Source organism: Bacteroides neonati (assembly GCF_000499785.1).
Taxonomy (GTDB): Bacteria; Bacteroidota; Bacteroidia; order Bacteroidales; family Bacteroidaceae; genus Bacteroides; species Bacteroides neonati.
Genome location: NZ_HG726020.1, coordinates 229605 through 254127, shown reverse-complemented (window position 1 = coordinate 254127; position 24523 = coordinate 229605). Strand labels below are relative to the sequence as shown.

Here is a 24523-nt window from a genome sequence, read left to right as displayed (position 1 = left end):
CCGTGTATGGGATGCTTCCTTTTTTTATTATCGCTGTTCTTTTGCTTGGTTAGCGTTGTTCTCCGAAATCATCTTGTTGACGTTCTACCTCACGCAATTCATATTCTGAAAGGCGTTTGCGTAGTTGATCGACCTCTTCTTTTAAGGACTTGACCTCTGAACTGTTCGCTTGCGTAGTACCTGTAGCGACAGTAGGGGTCACCGACGATTGTTCTTCTTCTCCCTGCAAAGTAAGATATTTTCCGCTAGCCGGAACGGAGGTATAGACCAGTTCATCGGCTGCAATGGAGTGTACTCCGTGACCGAATACTTCAGCACGAATGGTGATCTTTCCCGGCTTCCCGGTAGCTTGCAGCAAGATAGGAGCCGATCCCCAGTGAGCATCTACGGGGTTGGCTTCGATGGTTTCGTCGCCCAGCAAGCGTCCTTCGCCTGTTACCGTGAATTTTACCGAGGTGTGGTTGAGTCGTTTTACTGCTCCGTCTTTGTCTACCACTTCGGCTATGACGGTTACGATATCACTGCCATCGGCTTTTAGCGGGCATCCGTCATCGTCTATGCGTAGGCGTAGGGTAGTGGGGCGCTTAGAGGGGATGCGTTTGTGTGTGGCTACAACCTTGCCGTCTATTAATCCTTCGGCGAGCAAAAAGATATCCTTTTGCTTCCCTGCACGCGCCAGTGCTTTTAGCTCCATAAAGTGATAGGCATCTTTGAAGGTGATGATGGGCGATGGCATCTTCAAGGAGCTTTGCGAGCGATGGTATTCGTAACGCTTTCCGTCGGCAAACACAGTCAGGCGTACTTCGGGACAGTTAGAATATACGGTTACATCGGCGGGCGAGAAGGGTGTCATCTCGTTAGCTACATAGACCATTGGACCGGTAGCTGCAGGCAGAGCATCGTTCTTTACGGGCGGTCGTTGTGCCATGAACAGGTAATACGACGTTTTGGGTTGACGAAAGGCATCCATGATACCTCCGTAGAAAGGTTGTGGGTGATACCCCCGTTGATGATCGAAGGCATGCCACAGGGTTCCGCCTACATGGTGTTTTCCCGCTTCATAGAGTGTCTCCAGACAAGTATAGGTGTAGGAGGGAGAGGCATAGTGCACTGCTTGTTCGAGCATGGGAACCTCGCCCCACGAACGGTGCACGCGGCTGTTCGAGTTATGTGAGTTCCAATCGTCTACATTATCACCAAATTCGCGTGTAAAGTACATCTTGGCAGGGTCGATATTGCCGGCATTGTAAATGGAGCTCTTACCACCCGACACAGCTTGCGGATGTGTGAAGATAACCGGAAACACTTCGCTTCCTTTTGAGCCCGGATCGATAGCCGACAATGCTTTCTCGTAGGGAAACTCCTCGTCGACACATTGTTTGGCGCGGTGAGCGTAGTCTTGAGGGAAATGGGTTTCGTTGAGTACCGGTTCCCAGATAAACAACGAAGGGTGGTTGCGGTCGCGACGCACCAATCGGCGAATATGCGTATATACCCGCTGTGCGAATATCGGCTCGTTATTCCAGAACTGCCATCCGGCTATGGGTAGCAGCACGAGCATACCCATACGGTCGCAAGCATCCAGAAACGCCGGATCGTGCGGGTATTGTGTACAGCGAACTACCCGTACACCGGCATCACGCAACTTCTTTGCATCACGCCAATGAAGAGAGTTGGGCACGGCATTGCCTATGATGGCAAACTCTTGATGGCGATTGACGCCGATGAGCTTATCGGTATAAGGCTTTCCGTTCATGTACAGTCCTTCTCCTTTTCTATACTCTATCTTCTTGATACCGATTTGTTGCACCATTCCATCTATAACAGTCCCTGAGGCATCGGCAATTCTCAACTCGAGGTGATGGAGAGCGGGTGCATCGGGATACCACAATTCTGGGTGAAGAACGGTTAGTTCGGTTTCGATGTGATTGGCCTTTTGTGCACGCAGTTTGATGGTTTGATGCTCTTGGGCAACTACAGTACCGTCGCTGTTTTTCAGCGTCAATAGCAGCTTACCCGTAAAACCTTTCTTGGTGGCATTGCGTACATGAACTTTCACACCCACCTTTGCCCGGCTTTCCGAAACTTCGGGGAAATGAATGAACACGCCTCCGCCTGCTACTTCTTCCTCGTACATGGCATCGGTGATGTACACCGGTTGGTGTGCAATCAGAAAACAATCGCGGTATATGCCGCCGAAGTACGTAAAATCTAATGCTTGTTGAGGCTTTCCGGGTGGAAAGGTAGGATCGTCGCTGTTGTCGGCACATACCGCCAATACATTCTTTTCGCCTGCCGGACGGAGTGCGTTGGTTACTTCGACAGTAACGGGTAGGTAACCGTCGAAGTGTTCTTTAAGTAAGGTACCGTTCAGGAAGATTTTTGATTTGCCCATGATTCCCTCAAAGTGCAGGAAGGTGGTTTTCCCATTCAATGCCACGGGGGTAACAAAGGTTTTGCGATACCATGCTTCTCCTTGGTAGTTGATGTTGCCGCTTGCCTCTTCGGGTAGTAACTCTAATCCGTGAGGAAGCGATACGCGGGTCCATGCAGCATCGTTGTAACTCTCTTTTGACGCTTCTGCTTGTTTGCCTTTGCAGTATCGCCATCCTTGATTCATGTTGTAAACTTCTCTTCCGCTCTTTTCTAATTCGTAGAATCCTGCCGTTGAAACGGCCGAGGGTTGGGCATGCAGCAGCATACCCAATAAACAGCAGATACTTAATAGGAGGTGTCTTTTATTCATAACTTCTTTATTATATATGTGTATGTGCCCGACTGGGTTGACTCTTTAGCCACCAGACTGATGCGATAAATTTTTGCTCCCCATACGGTTGACAGACGAGGGTCGGAGAGTGGGATCGTCTCTATCTCTGTGTCGAAGGTCTGTTTATTGTACTCGAGTACTACTTGTGCATCACCGGTTTTTATTTTTACCTTCCCGGGAGTACTGTTGTCAATCTCTCCCCAGCTCATGAAGTTAATGCGGTTCTTATCGTTAACTTCCGTCAGCCGGTAGTTATCGGTGATGTGCAACGCTTCTTTGGTTAGCTTATATGTCCGTACCCAATCGGCTACATTAGCTTGCTCCGGATAGGCTGTTGCCAGTTGTGCCGAGAAGGTCTGTTTTTTAGGGTTGAATTGAACTTCCGTAGCCTTGAAGCGGCTACCGAACTGCTGCGGAACACCGTTGATCATCGGCAGATTGTGATAATTGCCTTGCATGGTCCAGATCGAATAACGCTCGCTGCTGAAGGTCTGTCGGGTGTAGGTGCCTACGCCTGCATCGATAATTACCGGCTGTGTATGGAGCCAGAGTGAGAAGCTACCTGCGTCGTTGTGATTGTGACTCTCATTGTTATAGCCTCCTTTGGCTGCAAAGTACAAACCGCCTTTGCTTGCCATATAGCAGAATTCCGTTTCCGGATACCAACTGTAAGACGGTACTTCAAACGGAGTTTGAACACTATTTAATTCCTCTTCGAAGCGAAAAGATTCTAATCCGCGGAAAATATCCCTACCCCAGGATAGCACCTCTTTGTTTCGTTCTTCCGTACTCAGCTTTCCATTCAGATAGCCGGCGTAACTTTTCATCAGGTCGCTATCTACGGCTTTTCCGAAGCGATAAATGAGTGGTGCTTCTCCCCCTCCTTTGGCCGATGCGTCGGCAAAGTTCACGACCCAACCATTTCCTACATACGAACGAGCAATGTATTCGCCCATGTTACGTACTATTTGTTGATCAAACAAAGATACCTTACCACCGGTTCCGAGCGATAACAGTTGCAGGTAGTCGTATAGCTTTCCGGCAGCGTGTCCCCAGTACGATGGACCTTCTTCGCAAGCTCCGTCGCTGTGGGTATAATTGAGAAACTTATCGACCGACACCATGGATCGATGGATGGCTGCTGCAAGTTTGTCGGGATCATTCTCCAATAGAAGAAAGCACTGTAGTGCGTTGGAGTTGCACCAAGGATTCCAGTTGTTGACCAGCTTTCCCGGTTTGTAGTTGACCGCCATCCACCAGAAACGATCTTCGTTCATGTAAGGATCCAGAATACGCTTGCGCAATTCAAAGGCTAGTCGCTCGGAGATAGCGGGGTTAATCTTGTCAAATGTTGTGTGGAAATAGTAATACACCCAAGACAGAAGGCTTCCCATATCGCCACTGGTAAGATCGATGATGTTCTCTTTATAATCGGGCAAGCTACGTCTTGAGCGTTGTGCGTTTAGGTGGGCAGATAACGACCAAGAGGTCATTTCGCAGGCTTGAAACACTCCATTGATCAGTTGATCGACGAAGCGTCCTTTTCCTTCGGCCAGTTCGGCTATAAAGAGCTGTACCAGCGCCCGGTTATTTTCGCCCAATGGGGTCTCCATAATCGCTCTGTTGCCTGAACGTTCAAACTCCAGATAATCGGTTGCTTTGACTACTTTCCACTCGTGTTTCAGTGCTTTTTCGCCTTGCGTTATCAACGCTTCCCGGTGCTCTTTAAGTAATTGTTTCCACCCTTCCCGGTCGCTGTATTCGGGATAGGGTACCCACCGTTGGTTAAGTATTAAGAGTGGTTTCAGTTCGTCAGGCGAGGCAATGCTTTTCTGCAGTAAGTTCCGCTCCGTATAGGCTTGTATCTGCGGTATATTGAGCAAGCAGAGTAAAAGAGAGAGAATAAATGATTGCGTTTTCATGGTTCAAGATATCAATTAGTAAATGATCAGTTGGCTTTTCTATCCGACAGTGCTTTGTCTGCTTTTACGCTCTTGCCGCTCCATGCTTTTGCATTGGTCCATTCGCAATAGGGGTCTTTCCAGAATGAGTCGGTAGCGGGTAGACCGAGAGGAAGTAAGCCAACGGTACAGAGATATACACTGCCTGTGTTGATATAGGCTTCGGACATAGTGAGTTGGTTCCCGGTGAAGCCCACTCGCAGCCAACCATTTGCATCGAAGTTATCGGCCGATTGAAATTGGCGTTGTATCACTGCTGTAAGTGCGCAACGTACTTGTGCCGGAGAAACCGTAGAAGGAAGTTGGTGAAGAAGTGCTGCCTGTGCCAATGCATGAAAAGCACCGGTGCGGTATACGATAGAACGGCCTACTACCGGATACGTGCCTTCGGGAGAGATTAAGCGTTCTTGTTGTTCGGCATAACGTGTCAGACGTTTCTGTTGTTGGGCTAATTGCTCGTATCCGGCTATCTGATGCTTATTCATCACCGTTAATACATCGGTCAGCATGGGGTGGATAACGAAACTATTGTAGTAATCAAAATGATAATTAGGTCCATCGCCGTATTGTGCATCGCCTACGTACCATTGCTTGCAGAACTTGTCGACGCCATAGAGTAATCTTGATGCATCATACTCGCCGGTGAATTCGAGCAGAGCAGCTTCGACGATTGAGGCAAAGAGTAGCCAGTTACTCTCATTGGGGCGGATGGTGCGGCTGCTTTTCAGGGCTGCAACCAGTTGCTTTTTTGTTTTGGCAGATAGATTGTCCCATAACTGGTGTGGGGCACGAAGTAGTCCTTGTGCCAGAAATGCTGCATCGACCAGTGGCTGGGTAGGCTCATTAAAGATGAGAAAGTCGGGCGATTTGGGGTCCACTGCATTGCTCAGTCCCTTTACAGCCAGTTCGATATAGTGTTTTCTCAACATACCTTCCGGTGTCTGGTCGGGTCCTAGTTCGAGCCAAGGAGCAATACCGCAAAGTGTACGCCCTACGGCTTCCAGATGAGAAAAACGCCGGCGATTGCCGGCGAGTGATTCATAAGGCATGTTCTGTTTCAACGTACCATTAGCGAGGTTGGTTAATACCGGTTCGCTGAGGCGAACCAGTGTTTCTACCCAAACGGCACGGTCTTGTGCACCGGTAGCTGACGAAACGATATTTGAGCTACGTGTCTCCAGATCGCGCTTCCGCTTCAGTGCTTCCATGAAATAATAGTCGGCATAGTTAAGCGGCACATCAATTTCGCTACCGTGCGGAATGCTTCCGACACTGTGCTTCAGTAGGAAGCATCCGTTTTCTCCCACAGCAGAGCGATAAGCAGGTGAGGAGAGTGCCTCCATGATTCGATCGGCATACATTTTATAAAATGCAGCATCGGGTGTATCGAATGTACTCATCTCGTACAGTGCCGATGCCATGCAGGAGGCTGTCGATACATCGCGTGGTTCATTGGGTATCTTTGGCGCATCCATATCCCAGTAAGGAATCAGGTCTTTGGGCATCCGGGGATGATTCTTCATGCAGTTAAAGGTTTTGATCGCTTGTGCCAGGTATCTTTTATCTCCTGTTTCGCGATAGCAAACCGAGAAACCATAGATGGCCCAGGCTTGTCCGCGCGACCAGATTGAACTATGTGAATATCCTTGTGCTGTGTGCCGGTTGCGTACAGAACCGTCCTTCAAACTATAATCAATAACGTGATAGCAGGATCCGTCTGCACGGAAATGTTCGGCGAGTGTGCGGTCTGCATGAGATACGGCTATTTTGTAATACGACGAATCGGCCGTCAGCTTGGTCGCTTCGAACAAGAGTTCCAGGTTCATCATGTTGTCGATAATGACCGGACACTCCCAGCCACGTTGGCTCATCCAACCTCTTGTAACCTCCCAGCTTTGAATAATACCTGCTTTAGGACGAAAACGTGTAGTGAGCGATTTGGCTGCTTCGACCATTACACCTACGTATGAGGAGTCTTTTGTCAGTCGCAGTCCATTACCAAAACTACAATTAATGATGAAGCCAATATCGTGATGCCACGTCAGGTGTTTAGCTTTCTCAATGGCTTGGGTGTATTTCCGAGCCAGCGGTAGATAGTTTTTATTTCCACTCAGTTCGTACAGATACCATACAGAACCCGGGAAGAATCCGCTACGCCAGTCTGAATGGCCGCAATAGTAGACGCTACCGTCTTTCTTTAAAGTCACCGGATTCAAGCATTTTCCGCTTGCTTCGATCACGTTTATGGCCTGTCCTAACTGTTTTTCGGCAAACGTAACATTTTCTTTTACCAGTTGAGCTTTTACTCCTTGGCATAGCGACAACATAACTGCGCTTACTAATAAGAGGTTTAAATGGTTGATTCTCATTCTATAAATTAGATTTTAAAATGATAAAGATAGGATATTGCAGAGAGATAAACAAACTGAGATATCCCAATCTTTATTATAAATATATTACTTTTGTATTTGTCAATATGGATTGTTTATATATAACTATCAATCAGTGCAAAAATACTTTTTTTCTCTTTTTGAGAAATCTCTTTTTATCCTTAATATGTGCACTTATTATCCTTGCGACTCTTTATAATGGGTATTCAAGTGTTTTTGTTTCACCTTTTCGTAAATAGACTTCGCGTATTACTTCGTTGTAACGAAGTTTTATGGATCCATCTTTCACTTTTGAGTAAATTTTCACTTTCTCTGGTTTACCTTGTTTCCAACTTATATCTACCACATATCCTCCACGAGCGCATAGACCTTTTACTTCTCCTTGCATCCAAACTTTGGGGAGTGCAGGTAGCACATCTATACTATTTGTATGGCTTTGCAAGAGCATTTCTGCTATTCCGGCTGTTATGCCGAAACCAGCTTCTATTTGAAATGGAGGTCCTAAAGTAAATAGATTGTCCATAATGCAATGCTTTAAAAGTCTTTCGATCGAAGAGTATGCTAAATTGGCGTCACCCAGGCGAGCAGCAAAGTTACTTGTCCAAGCCAAATTCCATGCTGTGTTTCCTTTAATATTTGCAACTCGCTCTTTTAATGTTTTGCCAGCTGCCATAAATAAGTCGGGAGTATCGCGAGTGATTTGATTGGCAGGGTGGAGCGCATATAAATGAGAGATGTGTCTATGGCCGGGTTCTGCTTCTTTATAGGCTTGATCCCATTCCAATATACGGCCATCGACCCCTATTTCATTTTGCTGTAAATCGTCTATCATACTTTTTACACGTGTCAGTAGTGTATCGTTTTTCTTTAAAATGATAGAGGCAGTTATGTAGTTTTGGAATAGATCACGAATGACTTGATGGTCATGTGTAGCGCCTGCACACAGAGCTACTTTTTCTCCAGAAGGCAACAAGAAAGCATTTTCAGGTGAAATAGACGGAATTGAAACCCACTTCTTTGTAGTCGGGTTTAAATAAAGCCAATCAGCATAGAATCGTGCCGTGTTTTGTAATATCGGATAAATACGTTTCAGATAGTTGATATCTTGTGTAAAAGCATATTGTTCCCATATATTCTGGCAGAGCCATCCACTTGCTCCCACATGTGAGCCCCAACTGACCCCTTCACCCGGAGAGGTAAACCCCCAAATATTTACGATTGGGTGAACACACCATCCTTCCGAAGCATAATGTATATTTGCAGTACGCTTTCCCGGCTCTTGAATCGATTCAATGAAGTCGACAAATGGTAAGAACAACTCAGACAAATTTGTTACTTGCGATAACCAATAATTCATTTGAATGTTGATATCCATATGATAATCTCCATTCCATGCCGATTGTATCTTTTCGCACCAAATCCCTTGCAGATTAGCAGGTAGTGTGCCCTCGCGCGAAGAAGCTATTAATAGATATCGTCCATATTGAAATAACAGCTCTTCTAGATGTAAATCTTGTTTTCCTTTTTTTATTGCGCTTATTCTGAGGTCGGTGGGTATTGTGTCTTTAACGTTGTTTGTAAGCTTCAAAGAAACCCGATTAAAATAATGGCTGTAATCTCTAACATGATTGCGTACTAATTCTTTATATGATTTAGCCATTGCTTTTTTTAATACAATGGCAGTGTTCTCTTTATAGTCAGGAGCTAAATAGGTAGGATGTCCTACATAATTAGTTGTCGATGAAAGATAAAGAGTTACTTCATCGGCATTTTCTATCCTTAAACATCCATTTTCTACTTTCTTGGTTCCGCCGACTAAGGAAGCATCTAGACGAGCCCAATATTTCATTCCCTCACCTTCATAGCCATTATTCATTACTCCTCGCATCAATAACTGACCTTGGTCTGTTACAACTTCATATCGTTCGGGTCGATTCATTCGAACTCTGAAGCTCAATTTTCCTTTTTGGGTTGATGTTATTTTCATCACAATAACGTTGTCTGGTTGACTGGCAAAATAGGAGCGTTCTATTTTATTTCCTTTCACTTTATATGTAACACGAACAATCGCTTTTTCTAAATCCAGTTCTCTGTGATAGTCAGTATAAATTGTCTTATCATCAAAATCAAGAAATACATCTCCCAGTGTTTGGTAGCACCCAAATGGTTTATCGGCGGCATTTGCTCTATTAGAGCCTACTCCTATACATATTTGTGTTGATGCAGCTATCGATTCGGCTTCTTTATATTTTCCTGCTAGCAATAAACGTCTGATTTCATCTCTTGATTTTAGCGCTTCTTTATTATCAGCGTCTTGAGGGCTTCCAGACCAGAGTGTTTTATTGTTCAACTGAATTCTCTCTGTAAAAACATCTCCATATATCATAGCTCCCATATATCCATTTCCAATGGGTAGAGCCTTGAGCCATTCTTTATTATTCGCCCATTCTCTAGGATTGTCGACAGATAGGCTGTTGGCAGGAGTTTTGTACCAAAGCCTCATCGAATGATCAGAAGAGGCATAGGATATGCAGTTTGAAATAAAAATGGAAAAAAGGAAAATGATAATTTTAGTTATTGCTCTTTGTGTCATCTTTCAATGTATTGATTCGTTAATTAATATCTCCGGGTCTATTTTTAAATAAATCCGGAGATACTTTTATTTCATTAGAGAGAACCTATTTCCAACCATTATTCTGAGTTAGATTTGGGTTTAGATCAATAGCTGCCTGTGGTATAGGAAACAGATACATCTTATCATCCCAGAAGCGTTCTTCAACAAATTTGTGATCCATTGCTTCATTCACCGCTTTCATTCGTGCTCCGTAAACTTTTCCTTTGCGGACTTTATCTCCTATTTTCCAACGGATCATATCATAATACCGTAACCCCTCAAAGGCGAGTTCAATACGACGTTCATGACGCATTTTTTCACGCAATACACTTTGATCTGCTATTACTATGTTTTGAGGCATCCCCGCTCTTTCTCTTATACGGTTTAAGAGAATTACTGCTTCATTTAAATCTTTATTTTTTTCTATGAGTGCCTCAGCTCTCATAAGTAACACATCGGCATAGCGAATAATAGTCATATTTTTATGAGCTTTTGTTCTATCTGGATTTGTTCCTTCCAGATCGACCCATTTCGTGATTAAATAGCCTGTCATATGTGTTTCAGTTTTCACATAGTCCTTACTTTGGGGATCATCTACTCCGTATACTGATTTTACAACTCCCCCTACTTTCCACTCCCAAAAAGGATACATGATTGTAGCTTGTAAACGTGGGTCTCTAAAATCATATTCTCCCCGGTGTTTTTCAGCCTCTAATGCTTTTCGCTTATCAACGTATTCGCAGTTTAATCCTTCACAGTCACTAAATGAGTGCCCGTTTATGCATTCATAATCATCAACCAAATTTTGTAGCGCATGTGCTTGAGACCAACCGCCATAGACAGATGACACCGGAGACAAGTCACGATTTACTGAATGTACATAGAGCGGATAACTATATTGTCTCTCGAAAATAACCTCTTTGTTAGCACCGTCCGATTTGGGTCTGAAGAGGGCTTCGTAATTAGAATACAATTCATATTTATTGGTTTCAATTATGGCTTTAGTGTATTGAAGTACTTTATCGTAGTTCTTTTCATGTAAATAGATGCGAGCTAAGAAAGCATTGACTACATCTTCATTCACTCGTCCAGACTCTTTGGAGGGAGCTACAATAATATCTTTCAGTACACCTTCTTCCAATTCATTCAAAATAAAAGCCATTACTTCGGCACGAGGCTGTCTTGATGTTTCACGTGACTCACTTACGCTAAGTGTTTTTGTAATCAATGGTATATCACCGAAATAGAATACCATATCATAATACACGAATGCTCTGATAAAGCGTACTTGAGCGCTCAACTGCCTATACTCATCGGACGAAATATAGGATTTTGATTTTTCAATACCTTCCAATACATAATTTAATTTGGCTATATTGGCATACTCCCAACAACCTTTTATAAATCCATTCTGTGTGTCGTGTGTGCCATTTCCTACAGCAGGAATCTGTCCATTTCGGTATTTCCCATTGTCAGTCAAACAGTCCCTGTCAGTTATTTCAGCAGGACCGTATAGCTCACGATAACAATCATTTACCATCATCAATACTTGTTCTTTTGTCTTCCACCATTGTTCGTCTCCGATGGCATCTAATGGTGGCGTTGTTAATAAATCATTGCAGGAGGATGTGAGTACGAGACTTATTATAAATAATATTTTTACTATTTTATTATGTAACATAATGATTAGAATTTAGAATTGAACATTTAAACCAAAAGAGAAAGTTCGCGAGAAAGGGTAAGTAAGTGCCTTGCTGACTTCCGGATCCCAGCCCGGAACGAAATTGGATATAGTAAAGAGATTGTCGGCGGATAAGTAAGCCCTTACATTACTAAAACCGATATTCGTTAAGCACTTTTTAGGCAATGAGTAGCCGATTTGTAAATTCTTCATTCTTAAGTACCCGGCATTTATTTTCCAAAAATCAGAAACCTGATAGTTGTGGTCAGCATCTTCTTTATTTAAGATTCTTGGATATTTCGCATCGGTATTATTTTCACTCCAATAGTCCAATTGATGCTCGTATATTGATTGTTTCAGTGGACGAACAGAGTCATCGTTCATTATTTTATCTTTTTTTCCTACTCCTTGGAAAAGCATACTGATATCGAAGTTCTTGTAGGAAGCATTTAAATTAACTCCATATAAGAAGTGGGCATATGGATCACCAATCACTATACGGTCATCTGCTGTAATTTTATTATCTCCATTTTGATCTTTATAACGAATATCTCCTTTTCCTGTTTTTGCATTTTGGAAAGGTGCATTTTTTACCTCTTCATCAGTTTGAAATAATCCTAATGATTCATAACCATAAATAGATTTAAAGGGAAGCCCTTCATCAGTATATCCATCTTTCCATGGACCGGTACCTGCTAGGTCAAGTACTTCGTTATCATTATCCGATAGGTTAGCAGAAATGCCATAACGGAAGCCATTGATTTCATCATTCCACCCTACTACGACTTCCCATCCATTATTTTTCATTTTACCAATGTTTACGTTGGGCTTCCCGAAACCATATTCTAAAGGAACGGGTAAACCAATAAGAATTTCATTGGTAGTCTTTATATAATATTCACCTGTAATACTCAACCGATTACTCAAGAGTTTAAAATCCATACCGACATTGAACATCTCAGTTCGTTCCCAACCCAACTCTTGATTTCCTATTTTATCTAATTTTGCGGTTTGTATATATGTATTGTTTAATACCACACCATCCATGGCAATAGTTGTGTAGCTAGGGTATAATCCTAAACCGGTCGATGCTCCGTTTTGTCCCCAAGTTGCGCGAATTTTCAAGTCATCTAACCAGCTACTTGTTTTTTCCATGAACTTTTCTTGACTTACACGCCAAGCAAGAGCGACGGAGGGGAATGTAGACCACCGGTTTGATTTCGTGAAGCGAGAAGAGGCATCTGATCGAAAACTAGCCGACAGAATATATTTGTTAGCATAGTCATAATTCAAACGTCCTATTACCGAAGCAATAGCCCAATGTTCTGCATTTCCATCGTTATTCCAATTATCTTTCGGTCCGCCGTTTAGTACCCAAAGCAGATCGGTAGGATAACCACTTCGTCCGGCGCTAATCCAGTTTGATTTTTCGTTTTCTTGCTGATATCCGATTAATCCATCTACTGAATGTTTTCCGAATGTTTTTTTGTAATTCAATAATGCTTGTAAATTATAATAGGCTTTGTATTCGCGTTTTTCTGTTAGGCCATTCTGCAATGCCTTATACTCTTGCTGTGTGAAAAAATCTTTGTAATGTAGCTCGCGAGAGCGAGAAGTCGTATTTCCAAATACATAATTTACGTTGGCTATTCCCGTAAGTTTTAAACCATCGATGATTTCATAGTCGAGTTTCATAATACCAGAAGCATCGTGTCGGTCATACTTCTTATTTCCGGCTTCATATAGATCCACCAATGGATTGATGAAAAAACCGGGATTATAACCATAGCTTCCATCTGTATAATAAGCAACTTTGTTAGGCTCCATCCCTACTAATCTTCCGTAGGTATCTTCTACGTTGAGTAACTCATCTAAATTTCTAAGTTGATATCTCATGTCGAATGATAAATTTACTTTTTTAGAAATTGCGATATCTGTGTTGGAGCGTACGTTGAATACGTTTTGAGAGGTTTGAGGGAAGACTCCCGTTTGATGGTCTAATCCACCACTAACCAGGTATTTTACTTTGTCGGATCCTCCCGAGGCTTCTATTCCATGACGAGTTGTCAAACTGTTCTTAATCGCTAAACCGAGCCAATCGGTATTGGGGTATCGATTGGGATCTGCACCGCTCTCATAGAGGGCAATGTCTTCAGAACTATAAATCTCGGCGCGATTTACATTGCGCTCGGCTTCATTGATTGCACGGGCGTAAACAGCCGAACTACAAGTTTTGGGTAGTGCTGTAGGGGTATGTACGCCTATGGATCCGGTATAGCGAAAATTAGCTTTTCCGGATTGTCCTCGCTTTGTTGTGACTAGTATGACACCATTTGCTGCTCTTGATCCATAGATAGCAGCCGAAGCAGCATCTTTTAGTACATTGATAGACTCTACATCTTCCATGTTTAAATAGTTGAAGTCGCTAGGTACCCCATCCACTAACACCAAGGGAGAACCACCTGAGTTTAGAGAAGTGGCACCACGCAATTGGATAGAAGGGGTTTTACCTGGTTGACTATTTCCAACAACAGTCAAACCAGCTACTTGTCCTTGCAGAGCTTCGCCAATGGTCGGGGTAGCTCGATTTCGTAATGTTTCTCCTTTGATACTGGTAATAGATGTGGCTACACTTCCTTTTCTCTGTGTACCATAGCCTACAACAACAACCTCATCTAAACTTTTGGAATCTTCTATTAAGACAATGTTTAGGGTGGATTGGTTCATTACCTTCAACTCTTGTGAAGTATATCCAATGTAGGAAATTTGAAGAGTTGAATTTTTAGGTACTTCTAATGTGAAGTGTCCATCTAAATCGGTAATGACTCCTGTCGTTGTTTCTTTAACCATTACATTAGCACCGATAATTGCTTCTCCTTTTTCATCGGTAACGGTTCCGGTTATTTTACGCGTTTGCTGAACGTTTTCAACTATCGTAACTTTTTCTGTTGAACTTTTTGTAGACTCTGCCCAACCGTTTCCGGTAGCTAGTATTGCCAAAGAGGCGCTGATAAGTGTCCTTTTAAATAAGGGATGGAAAACCCATTTCTCTTGTTTCATAAATATTAAAAGATTTAATTGTTGTTAATCGTGGCAAATCTAGTTGTTGTCTTCTTTTAAAGAGTGCTATTATTAGCCTCAATAGGTGCATCTATTAGCCTTGTGGGTGCTTGAAACAGCTTTTTAATGAGAAATGATTCCGGAAAGATTATTGTTTATTTAAATTTTGCTATTAAAAGACTTTGCTTGTTCTGATTTAAAATGAAACGATAGGATATCGCAGAAAGATAAACAGACTGCAATACCCTATCGTTATTATGAATAGATTAATTTAGTAATTACCAACCCGGATTGTTGGGAAGTAAGTTACTGTTCTTTTCGATTTCGGTACCTGGAATAGGCCACAGGTAATCACGGTCTTTCGAGAACTTATACTCGTAGCGTTTGTTTCCGTGAATCTCAGTAGCTATGCGGTTGCAAACAGTTTCCGCTACTCTCCAACGACGTATATCGCTGTAACGTATGCCTTCGCCTGCAAACTCGACTGCTCTTTCGTGCATCAGACGTTTATGTACCTCTGCTTTTGAGCGGGCTTCCAACCAGGCAGGACCACTGTTTAATCCCGGCATATTCGTAGATGGACGACTTCTTACTGCATTGATGTATTTCACTGCATTGTCTATATCGCCTAATTCATTGTAGCACTCAGCAAGCATCAAAAGCACATCGGCATAACGAATGAGCGGGAAGTTAATCGGTGTATTGCTACGGTCCGTGATTTGTCCGTTGCAATCGCCTTCCGGAACAAATTTGCGGAACCAATACCATTTATTATCTCCTTCATCAATGTATCCGTTATCTGCTTTAGGGAATCCAGAAGAAAACAATACACATTCCATTTTACGAGGTTTGTTTTGGTTCCAGCCATTAAAGAAAGAGTAGGGGGTGATACACGTTTGCGACAAGCGAGGATCGCGGTCGGCAAATGCTGCTTTGATCTTTTCGTGATATGCGGGATATTTGACAACAACACCGCTCTTATCCTGTTCACAACTCAATGCTTTCAGCTTTTCAGTATTGCTCATCTGATTGTAACCCGGGATATAATCATTCCAATTAAACGCTGTACCATCTTTCTTTTCGTACGAGTCTACAAAACCTGGATCGAGTGTCATACTTGCCCATCCACTTCCGAAAGAGCTACGGGTACCCATGAAGAAAGCCATACACATACCGTCGTTTGCATCGCCTACACCACCGCTGTTCGAGATGAAGAAAATCATTTCCGGATTTGCGTCAGTATCTACTTTGAATAGTTCGGCATAGTCTTTATTCAACGCACAACCATATTTTTCATTGTTGTTGACCAACTTTTCAAAATCTTTTTTAGCCTCTTCCCAATTCTTTGCATACAGATTCACTTTACCACGAAGAGCTACGGCAGCCGCTTTGGTGGCACGGCCATAATCTTCTTTGCTCCATGTATAAGGAAGATATGTTTCTGCAAAAGTAAGGTCGTTTATGATGAATTCTCTTACTTTTTCTTCTGAAGAACGAGGCTCCATCATTTTGTCGAATGTCTCCGATAAAACCCAACTTTCATCGTAAATAGGTACTCCACCGTAAAAATCGAGTAAATGAGCATAAAATAGTCCCCGCATAAAACGAGCTTCGGCAAGGTAGATATTCTTCTTATCGTCCGAAGCGTCTATCTTCGGAATATTTTGCAAAGCATGATTCGCCTTAGCGATACCGTCGTACATATTCTGCCATTTATCCATATAAACGCCGGTACGACTAGTCGATGCACTACTGGTAATTGTCGAAAACGGGTTGCACAAAGCGATGTCCGAAAGGGCATCCATCATATAGTATTCGCCGAAAAAGCCGGCATTGGGTGCGGTTGCTTTTCGCTTCATACAATCATATACACCCATAATGCCTTGTTTGGCATGTGTTTCTGTTTTCCAGAAAACGCCCGTACTTACTTTGTCATGAGGATACAGGTCCAGCTCGTAGCAGGAGGTTAGCGTCGACGAAGCCAACGCAAGTGCCAGTATCATTTTATTAGTTAATTTCATCTTTCAGTTCTGTTTATTAGGATTAAAAACTTAGGTTAACACCAAACGAAGCTTGCTTCATGGCTGGATATCCCCAACCCGATTCAGGATCGAGTCCCGGATAGCTTGTTATTGTGAAGAAATTTTCAAGACTACAGTATACACGTAGTTTTTGTACTTTTAGCGTATTGGTCCATTGCTTGGGCAAGGTATAACCTAATTGGATATTCTTCACACGCAGGTAGTCTTGTGATACCATCCAGAAATCACTTGCACCACTGTTTTTGGTATCAGTGAAGCTGCTTAGGCGAGGGAACTTTGCCGGATCTGCTATGTTTCCGTTTGCGTCCAAGCGTCCTTCGTGCCAGCGACCTTCGGCAATCTCTTTATTGATGATATAGCCAGCCTCAACGCGTGTCTCATATTCGTATGTATAAAGCGTTTTGGCTCCTTCCACTCCTTGTAGCAGGATCGAAAAGTCGATACCTTTCCAGTTAAATCCGGCATCGAATCCGTAAGTAATCGGTGCACTTTGTCCTCTTCCGTAAGCTTTACGGTCTTCAAAATCGACCACTCCGTCATTGTTTGCATCTACATATAAGATATCTCCTAATCCTGGAGTTCCTTCTGAATACACTTTGCGTGGTTTGCGATTTTCCGCAGCTGCTCTTGCTTCTTCGGCATCGAGCATAGCTTGTACCTTCTTCAAATCATTTTGATCTTGTATGATTCCGTCTGTGGGACGAAGAAAAAGTGTATTAATGCTATGTCCTTCCCAAATGTAGCGATTGTTATCCAATGAACGTCCTTCTACACCTGTACCTTTAAACTTGGTGACTTTGTTTGTAATATATGTAAAGTTTGCGTTTGCGTAATAAGAAAAATCGCTGATTTGATCTCTCCAACCCAAAGTTACTTCAAAACCGTTGTTTAGTACCTCGGCACTATTTTGTTTGGGGATTGTGGCATGTCCGTGTACTGCCGGTGCGGGCAGATCAATTAAGATATTAGCCGTACGCTTGTTAAACACATCAAAAGTACCGGTCAATCTGTTTTTCAAAAAACCGAAGTCTACACCGATGTTGGCAACATAGGTACTTTCCCATGTTAAATCAGTGTTTGATATGGCAGCTTGTGCCAATCCCATGTTTACCCCATTGCCGAGGATATAATTGGACTTACCATATACCGAAATGGCATCGTAATTGCCGATTGAGTTGTTACCCAGTGAACCGTACGAACCACGCAGTTTTAATGAGCTCAACCAATCAATGTCTTTCATAAAGTTCTCTTGATCGACTCTCCAGCCTACCGAAGTTGACGGAAAGTATCCCCAACGTTTGTTGGATGCGAATTTAGAAGAACCGTCGGCACGTAAGTTAAATTCTACCATGTACTTATCGGCCCAACCGAGGTTTAAACGTCCGAAATAAGAACGCATTGCCCAACCATAGCGTTCGCCACTGGCACTTGCATCTCCTGTAGCTCCGTTGATAACATCCAAAGCCGGATCGAGCAAATCATATTTTGATGCACTGTTTTTGCGCTCTTCGTATTGCTCCTGACTGGCTCCTAACATAACGCTCAGATCAAGTTTCTTAAAGAATCTTTTCTGGTAGCGTGCCACTCCGTCCATTGCATTTCGTGTGTTACGAGTTGTTTTATTGCTGATACTTGTGCGTCCTTCTCCGCTTTTAGCCAAAGTCTCGGTAAGGAAGTTGTAGCGATCGATAAATACGGGTTTGTCCCACTGTTCATTGTCATAATAATCGTAGGTATACGAACCGGTAAATGAAAGTCCCTCTAATGGTGAGATCGTAGCAAAAAAACGGGCACGCAGGTTACGGGCAATATTCTCTCCTTCTTTGTCGTTAAGTCGGGTCAGAACGTTGTTTTGAGCCGGATCTTCGGGATTGTGGGGTGCACCGTAGCGACCATCCGGATGACGGTGAATCATACCCGGTGTTGTTTGTTTGGCATAATTAAATACATCATCCAACGCATTGGCATTGATATTGCGACTTCCGTAATATCCGCTCAGGTTGGTACCTACAGAGAACCATTGGTTGATCTTCATGTCGATGTTGCTTCGAAGACTCGAACGTTGGTAGTTGGTGTTCTCTACAACTCCCGGATTATTGAGGTAGGTAAATGATGTGTAATGATTTACTTTATCTGTACCACCACTCGCCGAGATTGAGTGTTGCTGAGCAATTACCGTATTACCGAACAATACGTCATAGGCATCTGTATTGGGATACAATAGCGGCTCATTAGCGTGTTGGCGCCATAATTCAGATGCATCCGGTATTCCGTTGTTGTCGTTGTCTTTGTATACAACTCCTTTTCCAGAGTTCCGGTAGCCTTCATTCATCAGCTCCATATACGTAGCATAGTCGCTAACGGGTTCTATCATCTTTGTTGGCCGTTCGATAGAAAGATATCCGTTGTAATCAAATCGTACCTGTCCGCTTTTACCTTTTTTAGTGGTGATCAAGATAACGCCATTCGCAGCGCGCGAACCATAGATAGCAGCCGAAGCAGCATCTTTCAGTACAGAGATCGTTTCCACATCGTTGGGGCTGATACTACCTAAAGAACCTTCTACACCATCCACAATAACCAATGGCGAAGAGTTGTTAAGCGTACCTTGTCCGCGTACTTGAATTGATGCATTGTCATCACCCGGTGCATTTTTGGTTGTGCTGATTTTTACACCGGCAGCCATACCGGCCAGTGCGTTCGATAGGTTGTTGATTGGACGGCTTTCTGCCATCTTTTCTACATTAACAGCCGAAACAGAACCGGTCATATTTACCTTTTTCTGTGTGCCATAACCTACTACTACTACTTCATCCAATGTTTTGGTATCTTCTTTCAATTGAATTTTGAAAGAATTTTTACCTTGTGTTTTTACTTCTTGAGGGAGAAAACCGATGTAAGAGATTCTAATAACAGCATCGGCAGGTACTTCCAATGCGAAATTACCATCCAGGTCGGTGATAACTCCTACGGTACTTCCTTTTACTGTTACGTTGGCACCAATAATCGTTTCTCCTTTTTCATCTGTAACTGTTCCGGTGACTTTCCGGTTTTGTTGAGAGCCTTCGATTGCTGTGATTGTCTTAGTTGCATTTTCCATAGATACTGCCCAACCGTTTCCGGCAATCAGCATTATAAAAGATGCGCTGACAAGCGTCCTTTTTAGATAAGGGCAGAAAACCCATCTGTACTTTTTCATAAATATTTAAAAAGATTTTAGTGTAAATAATCGCCGCAAATGTATTGATTATACCCTCCGAGGAAGTGTCATTTCTATCCTCAATATATGCATTGATTATCCTTACAGATGCTTTAAATGGGTGTTTTTAATGAAAATAGCATTAATCACAAATTGATCTGAAGATTTGAATTGAAGTAAGCCGGAAGCTATAAACACTGATGTTTAAAATGACTGCTTCTTATGATATGGATAATACGGGGGTGTCGAAATTTCTGTAGTTGATAAAAACACAAGTATTAGTAAATAGAGAACCGAATGTAAAGTGGTCTGATGTCACTCCGATAGAAATAACAGATGTATGGCAATATAGGGTGAGGCTTTCTGCAAGTCATTGTTTTGTGGTTGTGTAGGGCACTTTCGTTCAGTAGGGGTCATTGGTATTTATCGGGTTTGCAAAAGAACTATTTTAACGGTGTGTTAAATACGTACTTTTGGTACCAAAGAATACCTATTCTTTGGTACCAAAAGTATATACTCTTATGCATGAAGAATTATACACTGTTAAAAATTAACATTGCATTGCGATGGACTGTTTTGAATCAATCATTGATGCCAACTCCGAAACTGGATTGTTGTTGTTCCACCTCTTTTAATTTTAGTTCATGGTCTTTTAGAGCTTGTGCATCCTTCTTGTTTTCTTTGCCATCAGAGTCATCATTCGTTGGTTCGTTCTTTACAATTTGGTTCGCTTCTTTTTCCGAATAAATGGCTGGCATGGGGTCTTCTCTCGTATATAATTTGATTTCGCCGTTTAGAGGCATTGTTGAGCCTTCGTATAGAAAGCGTGCTTTTACATGAATCATTCCCGGGATGGTGGTTGATTGAATAAGAGCTGGTGCCGATCCCCACGAAATGTTTCGTGGATTGGCTTGAATTCGTTCATCGCCGATTATTCGCCCTTGTCCTTCAACGCTGAATTTTACGGCACTATTGGCCAAACGCTTTACTCTGCCATCCTTATCAACTAACTCTGCTATGATGGTGACAAAATCGGAACCATTCGCAATTAGTCCGGTGTTTTCATCATCGACTCTTAAACGCAGGCGATCCGGGCGTAGCGAGGGTTGTCGCTTATCAGTCGCTACGACTTTTCCGTTTATTAAGCCTTCGGCATATAGAAAGACTTCATTATGCTTTCCGGCTCTGGACATCGCTTTGCAGGCATAAAAATCGAATGCGTCATCGAATACAATAATAGGTGAGGGAATCTCCCCGTCATTTTTCTTTTTAGTATAGCTCCACTGCTTGCCATTTTTTAAGAAAGTAAGCCTTACTTCGTCACAGTTAGAATAAACGGTTACGTCCGTTGGCGAAAAAGGCGTCATTTCATGGGCAATGTAAACCATGGGGCCGGTTTCGAACAACTCATCTCTCTTTACCGTGTCTCTTTGTGCCATAAACATATAATAAGAGAATTTGGGCTGTCTAAATGCATCCATGATACCACCATAGAATGGAGTAGGGTGATAGTCCTGCTGATGGTCAAAAGTATGCCATAGGCATCCTCCGATCCGTTGCTTCGGAACATCAAAAACCATACTTTTCATCATTCTTGCATAATGCTCTGTTTGTATTAGCATGGGTTGTTCGCCTAATCCCCTATACACTCTGCTGTTAGAATTTTGAGCATTCCAATCATCTACGTTGTCACCCCATTCACGTACCAGATATGTTTTTGTTGAATCTAGTTTCTCCCGAGGTCTTAGCAATACAGAGTAATACTTTGCTCCATCTGCTCCATCGTCACAAGCACCCATACTATTGGGATAAGGAAATTCTTTTTGGGTTACCTCTGTTGCGTTTTTCGCAAAAGATGAGGGGTAATAGGTTTCATTTAAAATAGGTTCCCATAGGAAAACAGAAGGGTGGTTACGATCACGACGAATCATCTGAGAGATATCCGATAGAACCCGTTGTTCAAAGATGGGTTCTTTATTCCAGAATTGCCAGCCCGGTGTGTTTACAATGACAAATAGTCCTAATTCATCGCAGGCATCCATAAATGCCGGATCTTGTGGGTAGTGAGCATTGCGAACAATTTCCATTCCTGCATCTCGCATTTTTTTTGCATCACGCCAATGTACAATATTGGGAACGGCATTGCCTACTACGGCAAACTCCTGATGACGATTTCCGCCCAGCAACGGTTTACCGTAAGGCTTCCCATTGATAAATAGTCCGTTTTTCTGCTTGAATTCAATACTACGAACACCAATACGACGTTGATAACCATCTACGGTTTTTCCTTTGGTGTCTTTTATATACACATTTAGTTTATAAAGATACGGATGTTCGGGGCTCCAAAGCATGGGTCTTTTTACTACGATGGTTTCTTGAACGGATGAAGCTGCTTTTGTTGCTACTTTTACTTTTTGTGAAAGTGAAGCGATCTTTTTTCCTGTTTTATCTATAAGTTCGTATTGCACTGTTCCGGCAAAAGGGGTACGGTTGGTATTTCGGATGTGAAGTTTTACAAAGACCGATGCTTCTGATTGATTTACTTTCGGGTAGGCTACTAGTAAGCCGCCACCGGCTGTTTCATTTTCATAGTTGGGATCAGTGATGTACACATTGTTGTGTGCAATCAGCCAGCAATCTCGATAGATACCTCCGAAGTAGGCAAAGCCAAGTAAATCTTGTGGCTTTCCGGGTGGATATGTCGGATCATTGCTGTTATCGGCCAATACGGTTATGATATTTTCTTGGTCAAAATCAACGGTTGAGGTAATGTCGGCTACGATTGGCAAATAACCACCAAAATGTTCGACCAATTGCTTTCCGTTTACCCACACTTTGCATTTACCCATGATGGCTTCAAAATGTAAAAATAGTTTTTTACCTTTAAGCTCGTTGTTGAGAGTAAAATGTTTTCTATACCATGTTACGCCTTGATAGTTAATGTTCCCACAATCATCTACCGGTAGATATTCTGATCCGTGCGGAAGCGAAACTACGTTCCATTTCGAGTCGTCAAATGAGTTGAGATAAGGGGTTCCCTTAACGTCTCCTTTATAAAATCGCCAAGCTACATTCATAGAGAAAACTTCGCGTCCTGTATGAGGAAGCTGGTAAAATCCTGCGGTAGAGAATGACGATTGGCGCGCATTGGAAGGGAGTGATAAGATGATTATCAGCCAAAGTAAAAAATGTTTTTTCATGCGTAAATAATGATTATGTTTCTTATTGAAAAAGGTTATATCATACTGTCTTACATCTAATAAAACAGTACCGTTTCGGAACGATAAATATGACTAAAGCAGAGCTTGTTTGGTGAGAGTGGTTGAAATCCAACGTATTAAATTTTTGCTTCAAACCGCTGAGCATCTTGTGGTGTTAGCGGCCCTGGTTTATTTTGTTTCCACTTACTATATATTTCGGTTAACTCTTTTACTTTCTCCACTTCTTTCTCTTTTAAATCTACCTCTTCTCTGATGTCCTCTTTTAGATTATAAAGGGCAGTACCTGCCGGTTCGGCCTGACGGTTTTTCTTAACCACCACTAACTTCCAATCGCCTTTACGAACGGCCCATCCCCAATTAGTGTCCCAAATCAACGTACGGTTCGTATTGCTTTTTTCTTTCTTGATGGTTGGTAATAAGGATTGTCCGTCTATTTCACGTACTAATTGCTGATTAAATCCGCTTACTTCAAGTACGGTAGGCATGATGTCCAGAGCACTGACAATGTCTTCTGTATTGACTCCCGCTTGTATCTGCCCTTTCCATGAAATGATCAAAGGAATGCGTATTCCTCCTTCTTTCAACTGAAATTTGTGTCCGGATAAAGGCGTGTTGCAGGCATCGGTATTATATGTGCCACCGTTGTCTGACATGAAAATAATTAATATATTCCTTTTTTTATTTGCGGCATCCAATACTTTACCAATTCCTTTATCCAATGCATCCAAGCAAGCTAAATAGCGTAAGCGACGGGATGGATCGGCCTCACCTCGTAACCCTTTTTTATTGTGATACTCATTGTAAGATTCCGTTTGAGGGTTCCATGGCTCCTGGTTTTTAATTCCGTATGGACGATTGTATTTATCTATATTCTCATAAGTGGGATGATGAACTGCGTTGTAAGACAAAAACATAAACAATGGCTGCGTTTTTGTGTGTCTGATATACTGTACGGCTTTGTCAGTAAACAGATCGGTGGTATAAGCGTTCTCATCATCATAGTCGATAGTCGAATAATTATGTGTAATTGGTCCGTAATGAGCTAATTTAGCGTTTTTTTCGCCACCAATTCTTTCTATATCTTTATGACTAAGGTGTATATAGGAGTGTGTGTGATCTAAAAAACCGAAGAATTCATGGAATCCATGGCGAAGAGGATGATCAGCATCGCCTACTCCATTCATGTGGGTTTTTCCTATTTTCACATTAAAATATCCCAATTGGCTTAAATATTCCGGAATTGTTACTTCTCTATCGGGTAAACCACCATGACCAAACCAATAATTTCCCCAACGTTGTTGATACCTGCCTGTGATTAATCCGGCTCGTGCAGGACTAGAGACTGATGCGGTTGCATAAGCATTCTGAAAATAAAGACCATTGCGTGCTAATCGATCAATTTGTGGTGTATGTACTTCGCGAGGAGATTGTGGTAAGAAACTCATGTCGGCATATCCTAAGTCGTCTGCAACGATTAGAATGATATTCGGTAGCTCTTTGTTCTCTTTAGCGATACAATGTGAGTTGGAAGCAACGATAAGTGTTGCTCCAACCCATATTTTTAGCCTGTTCATCGTATTTGACTGTT

9 protein-coding genes and 2 pseudogenes are annotated in these 24523 nt (G+C 42.5%); all 11 read right to left on the bottom strand.

What is annotated here, in order from left to right:
- Positions 1 to 49: 49 nt before the first annotated feature.
- The 11 genes and pseudogenes from TY03_RS04095 to TY03_RS04050 all read right to left on the bottom strand — a co-directional run bounded on the left by TY03_RS04095 (position 50) and on the right by TY03_RS04050 (position 24509).
- Entirely contained in the window at positions 50 to 2746 is a 2697-nt protein-coding gene (locus TY03_RS04095) for a glycoside hydrolase family 2 TIM barrel-domain containing protein (protein WP_042367668.1), read from the bottom strand.
- On the bottom strand, positions 2743 to 4689 hold the full coding sequence (locus TY03_RS04090) for a heparinase II/III domain-containing protein (RefSeq protein ID WP_042367666.1): 1947 nt from the start codon (positions 4687 to 4689) through the stop codon (positions 2743 to 2745). Before TY03_RS04090 ends, TY03_RS04095 begins: the two co-directional genes overlap by 4 nt.
- Before the next feature lie 26 nt (positions 4690 to 4715).
- Positions 4716 to 5849 (bottom strand): annotated as a pseudogene (locus tag TY03_RS22295) (DUF2264 domain-containing protein); the annotation flags it as partial.
- A gap of 54 nt (positions 5850 to 5903) precedes the next feature.
- Positions 5904 to 7055: pseudogene (locus TY03_RS22800) on the bottom strand (glycoside hydrolase family 88 protein); the annotation flags it as partial.
- Between the two features lie 256 nt (positions 7056 to 7311).
- Positions 7312 to 9711 (bottom strand): glycoside hydrolase family 95 protein, encoded by a 2400-nt coding sequence (locus tag TY03_RS04080; protein WP_042367663.1) that lies wholly within the window; start codon positions 9709 to 9711, stop codon positions 7312 to 7314.
- 85 nt (positions 9712 to 9796) lie between these two features.
- A complete protein-coding gene (locus TY03_RS04075) occupies positions 9797 to 11413 on the bottom strand; it encodes a RagB/SusD family nutrient uptake outer membrane protein (RefSeq protein ID WP_042367662.1) in 1617 nt (538 codons plus the stop codon).
- A 12-nt stretch (positions 11414 to 11425) separates the two neighbouring features.
- Entirely contained in the window at positions 11426 to 14473 is a 3048-nt protein-coding gene (locus TY03_RS04070) for a SusC/RagA family TonB-linked outer membrane protein (protein WP_052332386.1), read from the bottom strand.
- A gap of 278 nt (positions 14474 to 14751) precedes the next feature.
- Entirely contained in the window at positions 14752 to 16494 is a 1743-nt protein-coding gene (locus tag TY03_RS04065) for a RagB/SusD family nutrient uptake outer membrane protein (RefSeq protein WP_042367661.1), read from the bottom strand.
- Between the two features lie 22 nt (positions 16495 to 16516).
- Complete coding sequence (locus tag TY03_RS04060) at positions 16517 to 19714, bottom strand: SusC/RagA family TonB-linked outer membrane protein (RefSeq protein WP_042367658.1); 3198 nt, start codon at positions 19712 to 19714, stop codon at positions 16517 to 16519.
- Between the two features lie 581 nt (positions 19715 to 20295).
- Positions 20296 to 22914, bottom strand: coding sequence for a glycoside hydrolase family 2 protein (locus TY03_RS04055; RefSeq protein ID WP_042367656.1), 2619 nt, complete (start codon positions 22912 to 22914; stop codon positions 20296 to 20298).
- A 137-nt stretch (positions 22915 to 23051) separates the two neighbouring features.
- Positions 23052 to 24509 carry a sulfatase family protein gene (locus TY03_RS04050; RefSeq protein WP_042367654.1) on the bottom strand — a complete coding sequence of 486 codons (1458 nt, stop codon included), beginning with the start codon at positions 24507 to 24509 and terminating at the stop codon, positions 23052 to 23054.
- Between the last annotated feature and the right edge of the window lie 14 nt (positions 24510 to 24523).